The organism is Streptomyces sp. NPDC048584 (genome assembly GCF_043199595.1).
Classification (GTDB): Bacteria; Actinomycetota; Actinomycetes; order Streptomycetales; family Streptomycetaceae; genus Streptomyces; species Streptomyces edwardsiae.
The window spans coordinates 336,357-351,858 of record NZ_JBICWF010000009.1 but is presented as its reverse complement, the minus strand read 5'-3'; the positions used below and the strand labels follow the sequence as shown (position 1 = coordinate 351,858).

The window sequence follows — 15,502 nt, the reverse complement described above, 5'->3', positions numbered from 1 at the left end:
CGGGTGGGTGCGGGGTGAGTGTTCGCCGTTGTGGTGTTTGCCATAGGGGCGGAGCCGTGTGTGCCGGAGGCCCGGGACCGCTACCCCTGGCCCATGTGATCCAGTCTGCGGAGGATGACGCCCTCCCTGAGAGCCCAGGGGCAGACCTCCAGGCGTTCCACGCCGAAGAGGTCCATGGCGCCCTCCGCGACCAGCGCGCCGGCGACCAGCTGGCCCGCGCGGCCGTCGGAGACGCCGGGCAGTTCGGCGCGCTCGGCGGTGGTCATGGCGGCGAGCCTGGGAACCCAGGCTTCCAGGGACTCCCGTTTCAGTTCGCGCTGGACGTACAGGCCCTCGGCGGAGCCGGGGGCGCCCGCGATACGGGCGAGCTGCCGGAAGGTCTTGGAGGTGGCCACCACGTGGTCGGGGGCGCCCAGACGGCTGAAGTCCCCGACCGTGCGGGCTATCTCGGTGCGGACATGGCGGCGCAGCGCGCGTACGTCGTCCGGCTCGGGCGGGTCACCGGGCAGCCGCGCGGCGGTGAGACGGCCGGCGCCGAGCGGCAGGGACACCGTGGCGTCGGGTTCCTCGTCCATGCCGTAGGCGATCTCCAGGGAGCCGCCGCCGATGTCGATGACGAGGAGCTTCCCGGCCGACCAGCCGAACCAGCGGCGGGCGGCGAGGAAGGTGAGCCGGGCCTCCTCGTCGCCGCTGAGCACCTGCAGCTCGACCCCGGTCTCCTCGCGCACACGCGTGAGCACGTCGTCGGCGTTGCCGGCGTCGCGGACCGCGGAGGTCGCGAACGGCAGCAGTTCCTCGACGCCCTTGTCCTCGGCGGCCTGGAGCGCCTCCTGGATGATCGAGATCAGCCTGTCGACCCCGCCGGGGCCGATGGCTCCGTCGTCGTCGAGGAGCTGGGCGAGGCGCAGATCCGCCTTGTGCGAGTGGGCGGGCAGCGGGCGGGCGCCGGGGTGTGCGTCCACCACCAGCAGATGCACCGTGTTCGAACCCACGTCGAGGACACCGAGTCTCATGTACGGAAATGCTATTGCCCACCGCGCGGTGTGATGCCCTTTTCCCGGTGGTCGAGCCGGTGCCGGGCTCGGGGGCGGGCGACTTACCCTGGACGGGTGCCAAAGACGAAAAAGGCGAAGGACGAAAAGACGGACAAGCGACCCAAGAAGGACAAGAAGGCCGGACCGGCCGAGGGTTCTTCGCGTCCGACAGCCCCGCGGACGCCGGGAAAGGCGCCGGTGGACGACGAGCAGGGCCTCGACTTCGCCCGCGCGTGGGTGGAGTTTCCCGATCCGGCGGACGACGAGCAGGTCTTCCGCTGCGATCTGACCTGGCTGACCTCTCGCTGGACCTGCATCTTCGGCAGCGGCTGCCAGGGCATCCAGGCGGGTCGCGCGGACGACGGCTGCTGCACCCTGGGCGCCCACTTCTCGGACGAGGACGACGAGAAGCGGGTCGCCGAGCATGTGGCGAGGCTCACGCCGGACATCTGGCAGCACCACGCGGAGGGCACGCGGAACGGCTGGGTCTCCGAGGACGAGGACGGAGACCGTCAGACCCGCCCGTTCCAGGGCTCGTGCATCTTCCAGAACCGGCCGGGCTTCGCGGGCGGCATGGGCTGCTCGCTGCACATCCTCGCCCTCAAGGAGGGCCGGGAGCCGCTGGAGACCAAGCCGGACGTGTGCTGGCAGCTGCCGGTGCGGCGGACGTACGACTGGATCGACCGCCCCGACGACACGCGCGTGCTGCAGGTGTCGATCGGTGAGTACGACCGCCGGGGCTGGGGCCCCGGCGGCCACGACCTGCACTGGTGGTGCACGTCGGCCACCTCGGCGCACGGCGCCGGTGATCCGGTGTACGTCTCCTACCGCGCGGAGCTGACCGAACTGATGGGCAAGGCGGGCTACGACCGCCTCACCGAACTGTGCGAAGCCCGCCTGGCCTCCCAGCTCCCCCTCCTGGCCCCGCACCCGGCGGACCCGGCCTGACGCGTCCGCCGGGTGCGGGGCTGTGCCGATGCGCGCTTCCGCGGCGTGGGCGCGCACGGGGGTCCGGGGGCGGGACCGCGTAGGGGCGTCAGGGCGTGGGCGGGGGCGACGGCTCGTCGGGGACGGGCGGTGGCACCGGGTCCTCCGGGTCGGTCGGCTCCGGGGCCGAGGAGGTCGGCGGGTCACTCGGTGCGGGTTCCGAGGGCCCGGAGGGCGGGGGCGTGGGCGTCGGCTCCGGATCCGGCGACGACGCGGGAGGCCCGCTCGGCGTACCGGGGTGGCCGGAGGGTGACCCGCCGGTCGGCGCGGAGGGGACGGGACCGTAGCCCTCGATGGTCACCGCCGCCCGGGAGGGCGCGATCGTCACGGTCGCCGTCCAGTGACCCGACGGCTCGCGGAGCTGGTCGACGTACACCCTGACCGTCACCGACTCGCCGGGCGCGAGCGTTCCCGACCAGCGGCTCGCGTAGAGCCAGGACGCTCCCGTCGACACGGACCAGCGGACCGGCCGGGCGCCCGTGGCGGTCAGGGTGATCAGCGTGGTGTCGCCGCTGTGGTCGGCCGTGACGCCCATCGCGGCGGTGCCCTCGCGCCCGGCTCCGGCGACGCCGACGACCTCCACGGACACGTCCGGGTCCCCGGAGGCACCGAATCCGGCTCCGGGCCGCGTGCTCGCGTTGCCCGCGTTCTCGTAGCCGCCGGGTCCCTCGCCGTCGAGGTCGACGGGTCCGCCGCCCTCCCGCGCGGAGGCCGAACGGCCGTCCTGGGCCTCGCCGACGGGGGTGCCGCGGTAGGCGGCCCACAGCGCGAGCACCGGTGCGGCGAGGACGGTGGCGACGACCGTCGTCGTCACGGCACGCGTGCGCATGCGGTTCCTGCGGGCGACGCGGTCCTTGGCGTCCATCGGGAAGCCGCGCCGGTCGAAGCGGGGCGCGGCGCCGCGCGCGCGTGACTGGTGCGCCATGGCGGCGTGCAGGGCCGCGCCGGGCGCCTGGAGGACGGGCAGCGCGGCCGGGGTGACGCTGGTGCCTGGCCAGCGGCCGGGGACGGCCCGCTCGGCGGTACGGCGGCAGCGCGGGCAGTCGTCGACGTGCCGGACGAGCTCCCGGCGCAAGGTGGCGCTGAGGACGAGCCGGCGGTCGCCGGTGAGATGTGCCACTCCCGGGCAGGCGCCGGTCTCGACGACGGCGAGCGCCGCGCGGGTGCGTTCCACCTCGCAGGCCGCGGCGGCGAGCAGCGCACGCGTGGCGGCCGGCTGCATGCCGAGCACGGAGGCCACCTCGTGGGCCGCGAGCCGGTGGCGGACGGAGAGTTCGAGCGCCTCGCGCTGCTCGGGCGTGGTGCCGGCGGCCTCCGGCCAGGCCAGCTCGCCCAGTTCACGGCGGCGCTGCTCCAGGACGTCGTCGGAGACGGCCGGGGCCGGAACGGTCCTGGCCGGCCGCCCGCGGCCCGCGCGGCCCACCGCGTGGGTGGCCTGCCGTCGCTGCCGGGCCTCCGCGAGCTTGCGCAGACACGCCCAGCGGGCCAGGGCGTAGAGCCAGGCCCTGCGGCTGCCCAGCTCCTCGGGGACGTGCCGCCCGCGGCGCTCCGCGAGGGTGAGGACGTCGGCCAGGGCGGCGGTCGCCGCCTCGTGGTCGCAGAGCACGGACAGGCAGTACGTGAACAGACCGTCCAGATGGGGCTCGTACCGGGTGGCCGGCCGCTGCGCCAGCGTGCGCGCGGCCCCGCGGTCGCGCACTTCCCGGTGCGTCCGGTGGGTTCCGGTCGTGCGGGTCGAGGTGTCCGGGCCGCTGCTCGTCATCCGGCGACCGTAGGGGGCCCGGGACGGCGCCCACCGGAGCGATGCGCGCTTTTAATCCGTACGGGTGAAACGATCCCTCTATCGGGGAACAGGAACCTTTCGCTGCCCTGTGAGCTGCCCTCTCCCCGGGGCCGCCGACCCGGACCGGGCGAGGGTGCGCATCTCCCGTTGTCAGTGGGTGCCGTTACCTTTTGCGCATGGCTGCCCGTACCAAGAGCTCCAAGGACCGACCGTCCTACCGCTGCACCGAGTGCGGCTGGCAGACGGCCAAATGGCTCGGTCGCTGCCCCGAGTGCCAGGCCTGGGGGACGATCGAGGAGTACGGCACGCCCGCGGTGCGTACGACGACGCCCGGGCGGGTCACCACCTCCGCCCTGCCCATCGGCCAGGTCGACGGCCGCCAGGCCACCGCCCGTTCCACGGGTGTGCCCGAGCTGGACCGGGTGCTCGGCGGCGGGCTGGTGCCCGGCGCGGTGGTGCTGGTCGCGGGCGAGCCGGGTGTCGGCAAGTCCACGCTGCTGCTGGACGTGGCGGCCAAGGCGGCGAGCGACGAGCACCGCACGCTGTACGTGACCGGGGAGGAGTCCGCGAGCCAGGTCCGGCTGCGCGCCGACCGTATCCACGCCATCGACGACCATCTGTATCTCGCCGCCGAGACGGACCTGTCCGCCGTGCTCGGCCACTTGGACGCGGTGAAGCCGTCCCTGCTGATCATGGACTCGGTGCAGACGGTGGCGTCCCCGGAGATCGACGGCGCCCCGGGCGGCATGGCGCAGGTCCGCGAGGTGGCCGGCGCGCTGATCCGGGCCTCCAAGGAGCGCGGGATGTCCACCCTCCTGGTGGGCCATGTCACCAAGGACGGCGCCATCGCCGGTCCGCGCCTGCTGGAGCACCTGGTGGACGTCGTCCTGCACTTCGAGGGCGACCGGCACGCCCGCCTGCGCCTGGTGCGCGGCGTCAAGAACCGCTACGGCACGACGGACGAGGTGGGCTGCTTCGAACTGCACGACGAGGGCATCACGGGCCTCGCGGACCCGAGCGGACTTTTCCTGACCCGCCGTGCCGAACCGGTCCCGGGGACCTGTCTGACCGTCACCCTCGAGGGCCGCCGCCCCCTGGTCGCCGAAGTGCAGGCGCTCACGGTCGACTCGCAGATCCCCTCTCCCCGGCGCACCACGTCCGGCCTGGAGACGTCACGCGTGTCGATGATGCTGGCGGTGCTGGAACAGCGCGGCCGGATCAGCGCCTTGGGCAAACGGGACATCTACTCCGCGACGGTCGGCGGGGTGAAGCTCTCCGAGCCGGCCGCCGATCTGGCCGTGGCGCTCGCACTGGCGTCCGCGGCGAGCGACACCCCGCTGCCGAAGAACCTCGTCGCGATCGGCGAGGTGGGTCTCGCCGGCGAGGTGAGACGGGTCACGGGCGTCCAGCGCAGGCTCGCCGAGGCGCACCGCCTGGGCTTCACGCACGCCCTGGTGCCGGGCGATCCGGGCAAGGTCCCGCCGGGCATGAAGGTGCTGGAAGTGGCGGACATAGGTGACGCGCTGCGGGTCCTTCCGCGCTCCCGTCGCCGAGACGCCCCACGGGACGAGGAGGACCGCCGGTAGACTTTGCCCAGGTCTCGCCCGTCCGTACGAACCGCGGGGGCGGCCAGAACCTGCGACCGGAGGAGTGCAGTGGCAGCCAACGACCGGGCAGCAGCTCCCGGGAAGTCCGGTGGGAGTGCCGGTTCCGAGGGCCTGATGCGCGCCTCACTGAGCGCCGTGGCACCCGGTACCGCCCTGCGCGACGGCCTGGAGCGCGTGCTCCGCGGCAACACGGGCGGGCTCATCGTGCTCGGTTTCGACAAGACCGTCGAGACGCTGTGCAGCGGCGGCTTCGTGCTGGACGTCGAGTTCACCGCGACCCGGCTGCGTGAGCTGTGCAAGCTGGACGGTGGCATCGTGCTGTCGTCCGACCTGTCCAAGATCCTGCGGGCCGGTGTCCAGCTGGTGCCGGACCCGACGATCCCCACCGAGGAGACCGGCACCCGGCACCGCACCGCCGACCGCGTCTCCAAGCAGGTCGGCTTCCCCGTCGTCTCGGTGTCCCAGTCGATGCGGCTGATCGCGTTGTACGTCGACGGCCACCGCCGGGTCCTGGAGGACTCTGCGGCGATCCTCTCCCGCGCCAACCAGGCGCTCGCCACGCTGGAGCGGTACAAGCTCCGCCTGGACGAGGTGGCGGGCACGCTGTCGGCGCTGGAGATCGAGGACCTGGTGACCGTGCGGGACGTCTCCGCGGTCGCGCAGCGGCTGGAGATGGTGCGCCGCATCGCCACCGAAATCGCCGAATACGTGGTCGAACTGGGCACCGACGGTCGTCTCCTCGCCCTGCAGCTCGACGAGTTGATCGCGGGCGTGGAGCCGGAGCGTGAACTGGTCGTGCGGGACTACGTGCCCGAGCCCACCGCCAAGCGCTCCCGCACGGTCGACGAGGCGCTGCACGAGCTGAACGTGCTCACGCACGCGGAGCTGCTGGAGCTGGCGACGGTGGCGCGGGCGCTTGGGTACACCGGGTCGCCGGAGACGCTGGACTCGGCGGTGTCGCCGCGCGGGTTCCGGCTGCTGGCGAAGGTGCCGCGGCTGCCGGGGGCGATCATCGATCGGCTGGTGGAGCACTTCGGGGGGTTGCAGAAGCTGCTCGCTGCCAGCGTGGACGATCTGCAGACGGTGGACGGGGTCGGAGAGGCCCGGGCGCGGAGCGTGCGCGAGGGGCTGTCGCGGCTGGCGGAGAGCTCGATCCTCGAGCGGTACGTATAAGCCGACCGCCGCTGCGGGCAATCGTGCCGCTATGGCGGCACGGGTGGGCGCAGCGGCACCCTGCGAGCGCGGGTGAGGGAAACCCACCCCCAACCCGGCTGCGTCAGTCGCGTTCCAGGACGAAGGACGTCTGTACCTTCGTGAAGCCCGGGGCCTTGGCCTCCACCAGGTAGGTGTCCGGCTTCGCCGCCCCCGCCTTCGGCGTCGCGCACTCCGGCACGCTCGGCTTGCGGTCCCACTTCACCGTGTAGGTGATGCTGTCCCCCGCCGGCACCCGGAACACCAGGCTCCGTTCCTCCTTCGGGCAGTCGTCCGACGCCCAGTACGCCTCGTCCCCACTGGCCGGCGTGATCGTCAACACCGCGCTGTCCGGCCCGAGATCGATCTTGCAGTCGCCGCCGGAGATGTTCCGCGCGGTGAGCAGGAACGTGGGCGTCTCCCCCGGCGCGTAGGCGTTGCGATAGCTGCGCAGGCTGAACTTCACCGCGCTCGCCGCGCAGTTGGGCAGTGACGCGCCCGAACCGGCCGGCAGAGCGTCCCCCGCGCCGACCCCCGCAGCCGTACCGCCCCCGGAACCCCCGCCCGTGCCGCCCCCGGAGTCCGCGGGGTCGCCGTTGGCTCCGTCGTCACCGGTCCCGGACGACGAGCCGTCCGACGCGCCCGCGCCGCCGTCGGAGCCACCGGACGCCGACTCGTCGCGCCCGCCCGGTGCCTGACTGATCGCCGGTCCCGAACTCGACGGTCCCGGAGTGATGGAGGGCGCGGGATTCTTGCCGTTGGCCCCGGTGTCGCGGTCGTTTCCGCCCCCACCGCCGGAGACGACGATCCACGTGATCAACAACGCCAACAGGGCCAGTACGGACAGCAGTACGGCCCTCCGACGCCAGTAGATGGTGGAGGGAAGCGGCCCGACCGGATTGCGCAGAGATCCCACGGCGCAAACTGTACGAGAGATCGGCGCGTTAACTTGTCCCACCCGCCGCTCCGGACCCAACTTTTCCGGATCATCATCTTGGTAACGGCCTTGTGACCCCTGTCTTTCGTCAGGTTCGGCACACGACGATCGCGGGGTGTGACCGTATCCATGTCTCGCCTACCGTCCGTGAGCATGGACTTCGTGGACAGCGGGCTCTACCGCGACATCACCGAGCACGCGTACGACACTCCCGCGTGGGTGCGGCACACGGCCGAGATCGGGACGGAGGCCGGACTGCTGGTGTTCGTCGCGCTGTTCGCGGCCTGCTGGTGGCGGGCACGGCACGCGGACACCCGGGCGTTCGCGATCGCGGCCCTTGCACCTCTGGCCACGGCTGTGGCGTACGTATGCAGCGAGATACTCAAGTCCGTTGTGACGGAGGAGCGTCCGTGCCGGGCGGTCACCGGCGCCGCGCCGTCGCTGGCGGACTGTCCGCCGCACGGCGACTGGTCGTTCCCGAGCAACCACGCCACGATCGCGGGCGCCTCGGCCCTCGCACTGGTCCTGGTCCGGCGCCTGCTCATATGGCTGACGGCACCACTGGCCCTGCTCATGGCGTTCTCCCGCGTGTTCGTCGGCGTGCACTATCCGCACGACGTGGCCGTGGGCCTGCTGCTCGGGGCGGCCTGTGCCTTCGTGGTCGTACGACTGGCCACACGTCCGGCGGTGCGGCTCGCGGACGCGATGCGTGCGTCGTCGGTGCCGCCCGCGCGGTGGTTCACCGGGCCGGGCCCGGAAACCGCCGCCCGCGCGGTGCCGCCGTACGCCACGCACCGGCGGCCCTGAGCGGGTTCAGTCCGCGACCAGGCCCGCCTCGTAGGCGACGATCGCCGCCTGTACGCGATTGCGCACGCCGAGCCGGTCGAGGACGGCGCTGACGTACGCCTTCACCGTCCCCTCGACGAGGTGCAGTCGGGCGGCGATCTCCGGGTTGGACAGCCCCGCCCCGACCAGGCCGAGCACCTCGCGTTCGCGCGGGCTCAGCACCGCCACGCGGGCGCGTGCGTGCTCCCCGCGCGCGAGCCGGCCGCCGGCACCGCCCCTGCCGAGGTCCTCGATGACGTACCGGGCGACCTTCGGGGAGAGGAAGGCGGCGCCCTCCGCCACGGCCCGTACGCCCGCCATCAGTTCGTAGGGGTCGCCGGATTTGAGGAGGAAGCCGGTGGCGCCGGCGGACAGGGCACGGGCGACGTAGGCCTGTTCGGAGAACGTGGTCAGCAGGGCGACGGCGGTGCCGGGGACGGTCCGGACAATCTCCTCGGCCGCCGTGAGTCCGTCCAGCCGGGGCATGCGGATGTCGAGGAGGGCCACGTCGGGGCGGTGCGCACGGGCCAGTTCTACGGCCTCGCGTCCGTCGCCGGCCTCGGCGACGACCTCGCTCTCACCGCCGCTCGCCAGGATGGCGCGGACCCCGGCCCGGACCATCGCCTCGTCGTCGGCCAGCAGGACCCGGATCACGGTGCGAACTCCTCGTACTCGGCCCGCTCTTCGCCGGACAGTCCGGCACGCGGGATCACATTCTTGGCGGCCAGGCGGCCCTCGTCGTCGAAGCACAGCCGGAAGTGGTCGACGGAGACGAAGAGCTCGCCGCTCGCGCGGTAGTAGCGGCAGTCGGTGCCCTCGGGCTGCGTGGGGGCGCGTTCCGTCGGCGGGTCCTGGACGTGCCGGTCCGGCAGCACCCGCTCGGCCTCCGTGGCCGGTGTGCCCGGACGCAGTCGGGCGTAGGCGGCGGGTTCCAGCACCGAGTGCGTCTCGGTGTACGCGTACCAGCCGACGGCGGCGCCGACGAGGACGACGCCCGCGCCGGCGGCGGCACCCAGGCCGGCGGCGACGCGGCGGCGGGCGCGGGTGAAGGGGGCGGAGGCCGGGCGGGGCGGTGCGAGTGCCGTGGCCGCCCGTGCGGGGACGTACGCGCGGACGCGGAACCCGTCCGCGTGCGGGCCCGCCTCGAAGGCGCCGCCGACCGCCGCGACGGCGGCGCGCAGTCCCGGCAGTCCGGAACCGCCACCGGGGGCGGGGGAACTCTCCTTGGCAGGACGTCCGTTGAAGATGGTGACGGCCGCGCCCTGTCTCTCGTTCCCCGTCACCGTCACGACGACGGGTGCGCCCGGCGCGTGCCGTGCCGCGTTGGTCAGCGCCTCCCTGGTCACTTGGTGCAGCAGCCTCTCGGCGACCCCGCCGGGGGTCAGGTCCGTGTGCGGTGCGCCGGTCTCCCAGCGAACCGGGAGGCCGGACCCCGCCGCGCGTGCCACGAGTTGTTCCACGTTCTCGCCGGCCGGGGCGAGCGGCAGGGGTTCGTCGTCCTCACGCAGGACGCCGATGATGCGGTGCAGCCGGTCCGTGGCGTCGGCGGCGGCCGCGCGCAGGTCCGCCGCGGCCGACCGGTGGTGGGCGGGGAGGTCGGGGGCGACCTGGAGGGCGGCCGCGCGCAGGGCGAGCAGGCTCAGTTCGTGGCCCAGGGAGTCGTGCATGTCCTGGGCGATCCTGGCCCGCTCGCGCAGCCGCGCGCGTTCCCCGGTAAGGCGCTGCTCCTCCTCCAGGCGGGCCGCCCGCAGCCAGCCCGCCGCCGTGAGCGCGCGGCTCTGCCGCCAGTAGCGGCCGCCGAGCCATGGCAGCACACAGATGAAGAGCAGGGTGCCGATGAGGACCAGCCACTCGGGGACCGGATCGGGACCCACGAGGGCGATCTTCGCGGTGCCGGCGCAGGCGACGGCGGCGAAGCACAGCGCCGCGGGGGCCGTTCGGGGCGACCGCAGGCCGAGCAGCAGGGCGAACACGGCGAGGGCGAGGCCGTACGAGACGCTGAACAGCGCCGGCGTGAGGGCGAGGCTCAGCGCCCCCGTCAGCCCGAAGGCGGCCAGGGGCTGCCGGCGGGCCAGGGCGGTCGCGGCGGCGAGCACGGCCGGTCCGGCGAGCTGCTGCCAGAGCGGGTACGGCTCGTTCAGCCCGACCCGGTCGGCACCGACCGCGGGCAGGGTGAGGGCCGTCCAGAGCAGGACGTCCTTGCCGAGCATGACGGGGCGGGCACGTTCCATGCCTGGACGCTACAAGCGGAGGGGGCTGCGGCACCGCTGCCGATCGTCAGGTACGGCGTCACCCCGCGGGAGCCCTTTCGTGGCGTCCCCACCGAGGGCACCGCACCCGCGCCGTGCCGCCGACGGCGAAGCCTCCCCACCGCCGATCGCCGGGAACGGCCCCCCACCCGCGGGTGACCCCGCCGTGCCACTCCCGCCGAAGGCACCGCACCACCGCCGATCGTCAGGTACGGCGTCACCCCGCCCCCGCCGTGGCGCTCCCCCCGAGGGTGGGCATCCGCATGGGAGGATCGGGGGGTCATGACTGCTCCCACCAAGCCCCCGTACGGCGGCGCCACCGATTCCGCGTCCGAGCGTGCTCCCGGTGAGCCGCTGCACTCCCCCGTCATCGACTGGTTCGACGAGCACGCCCGGGATCTGCCGTGGCGGCGTCCGGAGGCCGGTGCCTGGGGGGTGATGGTCAGTGAGTTCATGCTGCAGCAGACCCCGGTGAACCGGGTGCTGCCCGTCTACGAGCAGTGGCTGGCCCGCTGGCCGCGCCCCGCAGACCTCGCCGCGGAGGCGCCCGGCGAGGCGGTCCGCGCCTGGGGCCGGCTCGGCTACCCGCGCCGCGCGCTGCGGCTGCACGGCGCCGCGGTCGCCATAACGGAACGGCACGGCGGCGACGTACCGGCCGACCACGCCCAGCTGCTGGCGCTGCCCGGCATCGGGGAGTACACGGCCGCGGCGGTGGCGTCGTTCGCGTACGGGCAGCGGCACGCGGTGCTGGACACCAACGTGCGCCGGGTGTTCGCCCGCGCGGTCACCGGTACGCAGTACCCGCCGAACGCCACCACCGCCGCCGAGCGCCGGCTGGCCCGCGCGCTGCTGCCCCAGGACGCGCCGACCGCCGCGCGCTGGGCCGCCGCCTCCATGGAGCTCGGCGCACTGGTGTGCACGGCGAAGAGCGAGACGTGTGGGCGCTGTCCGATCGCCGCGCAGTGTGCCTGGCGGCTGGCGGGCAAGCCGGCCCACGAGGGTCCGCCGCGCCGGGGTCAGACGTACGCGGGCACGGACCGTCAGGTCCGCGGGCGGCTGCTGGCCGTGCTGCGGGAGGCGCACAATCCGGTGCCGCAGAGCGCGCTGGACCGGGTGTGGCACGAGCCGGTGCAGCGGGCCCGCGCGCTGGACGGGCTCGTCGCGGACGGGCTGGTGGAGCCACTGCAGGGCGGTCTGTACCGGCTGCCGCAGACCTGACCCACCGGACACGGCCGGAGCACACACGTCCCGGCCGTTTCACAGCCGCCCCTTCGGCATCGGTGGACATATCGCGCCGTAACACGCCCGATCGGCGGTCCGCTTTACCCCGTTCCTCCTTCCGTTACACAACCGACGGACAGCCGAGCGCTTCCCGCAGGCTTCCTCGGACAACGCCGTGACAACGCCTTCGTACCGTCGATCACGTGCTCGCCGAGGGCACGACAAGGCAACACAGGCGGTACCGCCGGTCCGCGTGTGCGGGCGGGTACGGGGAGCGGGAGGCGGTTCACCATGGCTGAGGACATGGCGCAGGGCGCGGTGCTCGGGTTCGAGGAGTACGTCCGCACCCGGCAGGACGCGCTGCTGCGCAGCGCCCGCCGACTGGTCCCGGACCCCGTCGACGCCCAGGACCTGCTGCAGACCGCGCTGGCCCGGACGTACGGCCGCTGGGAGACCATCGAGGACAAGCGGCTGGCCGACGCCTACCTCCGCCGGGTCATGATCAACACGCGGACGGAGTGGTGGCGGGCCCGCAAGCTGGAGGAAGTGCCCACCGAGCAGCTTCCGGACGCCTGTGTGGACGACTCCACCGAGCAGCACGCCGACCGCGCCCTGCTGATGGACATCCTGAAGGTCCTCGCCCCGAAGCAGCGCAGTGTCGTGGTGCTGCGACACTGGGAGCAGATGTCCACGGAGGAGACGGCCGCCGCCCTCGGTATGTCGGCCGGAACGGTCAAGAGCACGCTGCACCGGGCGCTCGCCCGGCTCCGCGAGGAGCTGGAGGCGCGCGATCTGGACGCACGCGCGCTGGAGCGTGAGGAGCGGGAGCGTTGCGCGGCCTGACCGGCCCGGGGCCCACCTGGGCCCGGACCACCGCCAGGGCGGCGATCACGGCGACGACCGTGCTCGCCGCCGCTGTCCTGTTCGTCGCCGGCTGCGGCACGGGCGGCACCGGCGCGCGGGACGAGGGCCCGGCGCACGCGGACTCGATGGCGAGCGCCCCCGCCGCGGCGGCGTCGTCCACCCCGTCGAGCACCCCCGACCGGGTGGACGCCGTGCGGCTGATCAAGGCCGATCCGGCGGTCTCGCCGGAGGTCAAGCGGGAGCTGCAGCCGTGTGTCGCCGACGAGTACCCGGTCGACGTGAGTTACGGCAACCTCACCCGGGGGGGCGTCGACGACATCGTCGTCAACGTGCTGACCTGCGGGGACATGGTCGGCGTCGGCACATATGTGTACCGCGAGCAGGGCGGCGCGTACGTGAACGTGTTCTCGGCCGAGGAGCCCCCGGTGTACGGCGAGATCGACCGCGGTGATCTGGTGGTGTCCCAGCAGGTGTACGACCGTGGCGACCGGGTGTCGAGCGCGTCCGGCGAGAACGTGATCACGTACCGCTGGATCTCGGACCGGTTCACCGAGAAGTACCGCACGCACAACGACTACGGGCAGGTGGACGGCGTGCAGCCGTCACCGGTGCCCCGCGACTGAGACAGACGTCCGGTGCGCGGCGGCGGGAACGGGTGAACCCCGGCGCGGGTCCCGGCGTCCGTGTGGGGGACGGGCACCGCACGCGCGCACCGAACCGAGAACATACGAGGACTGAGAGCACCGCGATGGCAGACCAGACCCACGTCCTGTTCGTGGAGGACGACGACGTCATCCGCGAGGCGACCCAGCTCGCCCTGGAGCGGGACGGCTTCGCGGTCACCGCGATGCCCGACGGGCTGGCGGGCCTGGAGGCGTTCCGCGCGGACCGTCCCGACATCGCGCTGCTCGACGTCATGGTGCCCGGTCTCGACGGGGTCAGCCTGTGCCGGCGTATCCGGGACGAGTCGATGGTGCCGGTGATCATGCTGTCGGCGCGGGCCGACGCGATCGACGTGGTGCTGGGGCTGGAGGCGGGCGCCGACGACTATGTGACGAAACCGTTCGACAGTGCCGTGCTGGTGGCGCGGATCCGCGCGGTGCTGCGCCGCTTCGGGCGCGCGAACGGCGGCCGGGAGGACACGGCGGGGCCGGGGGACGGCGGTGTGCTGGCGTTCGGCGAACTCGAGGTCGACACCGGCGGCATGGAGGTACGCCGCGCGGGACACCCGGTGGCGCTGACGCCGACCGAGATGCGGCTGCTGCTGGAGTTCTCGGCGGCGCCCGGCACGGTGCTCTCCCGCGACAAGCTGCTGGAGCGGGTGTGGGAGTACGGCTGGGGCGGCGACACCCGGGTCGTCGACGTCCATGTGCAGCGGCTGCGTACGAAGATCGGCCAGGACCGTATCGAGACGGTCCGTGGCTTCGGCTACAAGCTGAAGGCCTGAGTGAAGCGGATGCGCGGGTATCTCCGGCGGCTGGTGGCGGCGTGCGTCGACCGGGTGGGCATAGGTACGGGGCTGCGGTGGAAGCTCAGCGCGGCCATCGCGCTGGTCGGGGCGCTGGTGGCGGTCGCGCTGAGCCTGGTCGTGCACAACGCGGCCCGGGTGTCGATGCTGGACAACGCGCGCGACCTGGCGGACGAACGGGTGCTGATCGCCCAGCGCAACTACGAGCTGTCGGGGCGGCTGAACTTCCCCAACACCAAGATCGACGACCCGGAGCTGCCGCCGGAGCTGCGGGAGAAGGCCGAGGCGGGCCGGCGGGCCACCTATGTGGTGGACCGGCCGGGCGGGTCGCCGGACGTCTGGGCGGCGGTGCCGCTGAAGAACGGGCATGTGATGTCCCTGCACTCCGGTTTCACGGACCGCAGTTCGGACATCCTCAAGGATCTCGACCAGGCGCTGGTGATCGGGTCCATCGCGGTCGTGCTGGGCGGCAGCGCGCTCGGGGTGCTCATCGGGGGCCATCTGTCGCGGCGGCTGCGGAAGGCGGCCACGGCCGCGGGCCGGGTCGCGAAGGGCGACACGGACGTCCGGGTGCGGGACGCGATCGGCGGGGTGGTGCGGGACGAGACCGACGATCTGGCCAGCGCGGTGGACGCCATGGCGGACGCGCTGCGACAGCGCCTGGAGGCCGAGCGCCGGGTGACCGCCGACATCGCGCACGAACTGCGCACCCCCGTGACCGGACTGCTCACCGCCGCCGAGCTGCTGCCGCCGGGCCGGCCGACCGAGCTGGTGCTGGACCGGGCCAAGGCGATGCGCACCCTCGTCGAGGACGTCCTGGAGGTGGCCCGGCTGGACAGCGCCTCCGAACGGGCCGAACTGCAGGACATCCTGCTGGGCGAGTTCGTCGCCCGGCGGGTGACGACGAAGAACCCGGACGTCACCGTGCGCGTGGTGCACGAGTCGGAGGTCACCACCGACCCGCGGCGCCTGGAGCGCGTGCTGTTCAACCTGCTCGCCAACGCCGCCCGGCACGGCAGGGCGCCCGTCGAGGTCACCGTCGAGGGCCGGGTCGTCCGGGTCCGCGACCACGGGTCCGGCTTCCCCGAGGGACTGCTCGCCGAAGGGCCGAGCCGCTTCCGCACCGGCAGCACGGACCGGGCCGGCCGCGGTCACGGGCTGGGCCTGACCATCGCGGCGGGGCAGGCCCGGGTGCTGGGCGCACGGCTGACCTTCCGCAACGTACGTCCGCCGGGAGCACCGGAGGACGCGCCGGCCGAGGGCGCGGTCGCCGTGCTGTGGCTGCCCGAGCACGCGCCGACGAACACCGGGAGCTATCCCGTACTGGCCTAGTGGC

General features: G+C 73.5%; 14 protein-coding genes. 9 read left to right on the top strand and 5 right to left on the bottom strand.

Annotation, left to right across the window (positions count from 1 at the left end; translation table 11 throughout):
- Positions 1-80: 80 nt before the first annotated feature.
- On the bottom strand, positions 81-1,013 hold the full coding sequence (locus tag ACGFR9_RS22060) for a Ppx/GppA family phosphatase (RefSeq protein ID WP_393211210.1): 933 nt from the start codon (positions 1,011-1,013) through the stop codon (positions 81-83).
- A 219-nt stretch (positions 1,014-1,232) separates the two neighbouring features.
- On the opposite strand from ACGFR9_RS22060, the gene ACGFR9_RS22055 reads away from it, so the two are divergent.
- Positions 1,233-1,982 (top strand): hypothetical protein, encoded by a 750-nt coding sequence (locus tag ACGFR9_RS22055; protein WP_393211275.1) that lies wholly within the window; start codon positions 1,233-1,235, stop codon positions 1,980-1,982.
- An 88-nt stretch (positions 1,983-2,070) separates the two neighbouring features.
- Here the strand turns inward: ACGFR9_RS22055 and ACGFR9_RS22050 are convergent, their stop codons facing one another.
- On the bottom strand, positions 2,071-3,783 hold the full coding sequence (locus ACGFR9_RS22050) for a hypothetical protein (RefSeq protein ID WP_393211207.1): 1,713 nt from the start codon (positions 3,781-3,783) through the stop codon (positions 2,071-2,073).
- Between the two features lie 197 nt (positions 3,784-3,980).
- Between ACGFR9_RS22050 and radA the strand changes: the two genes are divergently transcribed.
- Both radA and disA read left to right on the top strand, forming a co-directional pair.
- A complete protein-coding gene (radA, locus tag ACGFR9_RS22045) occupies positions 3,981-5,390 on the top strand; it encodes a DNA repair protein RadA (RefSeq protein ID WP_030229282.1) in 1,410 nt (469 codons plus the stop codon).
- Between the two features lie 69 nt (positions 5,391-5,459).
- On the top strand, positions 5,460-6,584 hold the full coding sequence (gene disA, locus ACGFR9_RS22040) for a DNA integrity scanning diadenylate cyclase DisA (protein ID WP_393211203.1): 1,125 nt from the start codon (positions 5,460-5,462) through the stop codon (positions 6,582-6,584).
- Between the two features lie 103 nt (positions 6,585-6,687).
- On the opposite strand, the gene ACGFR9_RS22035 is transcribed toward disA, so the two are convergent.
- Positions 6,688-7,518 carry a hypothetical protein gene (locus tag ACGFR9_RS22035; protein ID WP_393211200.1) on the bottom strand — a complete coding sequence of 277 codons (831 nt, stop codon included), beginning with the start codon at positions 7,516-7,518 and terminating at the stop codon, positions 6,688-6,690.
- Positions 7,519-7,692: 174 nt separating this feature from the next.
- On the opposite strand from ACGFR9_RS22035, the gene ACGFR9_RS22030 reads away from it, so the two are divergent.
- Entirely contained in the window at positions 7,693-8,346 is a 654-nt protein-coding gene (locus tag ACGFR9_RS22030) for a phosphatase PAP2 family protein (RefSeq protein WP_393211198.1), read from the top strand.
- Positions 8,347-8,352: 6 nt separating this feature from the next.
- On the opposite strand, the gene ACGFR9_RS22025 is transcribed toward ACGFR9_RS22030, so the two are convergent.
- The gene (locus tag ACGFR9_RS22025; RefSeq protein ID WP_393211195.1) at positions 8,353-9,018 is read right to left on the bottom strand and encodes a response regulator; all 666 of its coding nucleotides are present in this window, start codon (positions 9,016-9,018) and stop codon (positions 8,353-8,355) included.
- Positions 9,015-10,595, bottom strand: coding sequence for a histidine kinase (locus ACGFR9_RS22020; RefSeq protein WP_393211192.1), 1,581 nt, complete (start codon positions 10,593-10,595; stop codon positions 9,015-9,017). The genes ACGFR9_RS22025 and ACGFR9_RS22020 overlap by 4 nt, the downstream gene beginning before the upstream one ends.
- 300 nt (positions 10,596-10,895) lie before the next feature.
- Between ACGFR9_RS22020 and ACGFR9_RS22015 the strand changes: the two genes are divergently transcribed.
- From ACGFR9_RS22015 to cseC, 5 genes are all read left to right on the top strand, one after another.
- Complete coding sequence (locus ACGFR9_RS22015; protein WP_393211189.1) at positions 10,896-11,831, top strand: A/G-specific adenine glycosylase; 936 nt, start codon at positions 10,896-10,898, stop codon at positions 11,829-11,831.
- A 306-nt stretch (positions 11,832-12,137) separates the two neighbouring features.
- Entirely contained in the window at positions 12,138-12,677 is a 540-nt protein-coding gene (locus ACGFR9_RS22010) for a SigE family RNA polymerase sigma factor (protein WP_030229299.1), read from the top strand.
- Entirely contained in the window at positions 12,665-13,321 is a 657-nt protein-coding gene (locus ACGFR9_RS22005; protein ID WP_393211186.1) for a hypothetical protein, read from the top strand. Before ACGFR9_RS22010 ends, ACGFR9_RS22005 begins: the two co-directional genes overlap by 13 nt.
- A 125-nt stretch (positions 13,322-13,446) precedes the next feature.
- The gene (gene cseB, locus ACGFR9_RS22000; protein WP_393211183.1) at positions 13,447-14,145 is read left to right on the top strand and encodes a two-component system response regulator CseB; all 699 of its coding nucleotides are present in this window, start codon (positions 13,447-13,449) and stop codon (positions 14,143-14,145) included.
- 9 nt (positions 14,146-14,154) lie between these two features.
- A complete protein-coding gene (cseC, locus tag ACGFR9_RS21995) occupies positions 14,155-15,498 on the top strand; it encodes a two-component system sensor histidine kinase CseC (RefSeq protein WP_393211180.1) in 1,344 nt (447 codons plus the stop codon).
- The last annotated feature ends 4 nt before the right edge of the window (positions 15,499-15,502 follow it).

What these genes read in the sequence shown, in the direction of transcription:
- ACGFR9_RS22020 (WP_393211192.1), bottom strand. Translation starts at nt 10,595, where the DNA reads ATGGAACGTGCCCGCCCCGTCATGCTCGGCAAGGACGTCCTGCTCTGG.
- radA (WP_030229282.1), top strand. Translation starts at nt 3,981, where the DNA reads ATGGCTGCCCGTACCAAGAGCTCCAAGGACCGACCGTCCTACCGCTGC.
- ACGFR9_RS22010 (WP_030229299.1), top strand. Translation starts at nt 12,138, where the DNA reads ATGGCGCAGGGCGCGGTGCTCGGGTTCGAGGAGTACGTCCGCACCCGG.
- cseB (WP_393211183.1), top strand. Translation starts at nt 13,447, where the DNA reads ATGGCAGACCAGACCCACGTCCTGTTCGTGGAGGACGACGACGTCATC.
- cseC (WP_393211180.1), top strand. Translation starts at nt 14,155, where the DNA reads ATGCGCGGGTATCTCCGGCGGCTGGTGGCGGCGTGCGTCGACCGGGTG.
- ACGFR9_RS22060 (WP_393211210.1), bottom strand. Translation starts at nt 1,013, where the DNA reads ATGAGACTCGGTGTCCTCGACGTGGGTTCGAACACGGTGCATCTGCTG.
- ACGFR9_RS22030 (WP_393211198.1), top strand. Translation starts at nt 7,693, where the DNA reads ATGGACTTCGTGGACAGCGGGCTCTACCGCGACATCACCGAGCACGCG.
- ACGFR9_RS22050 (WP_393211207.1), bottom strand. Translation starts at nt 3,783, where the DNA reads ATGACGAGCAGCGGCCCGGACACCTCGACCCGCACGACCGGAACCCAC.
- ACGFR9_RS22015 (WP_393211189.1), top strand. Translation starts at nt 10,896, where the DNA reads ATGACTGCTCCCACCAAGCCCCCGTACGGCGGCGCCACCGATTCCGCG.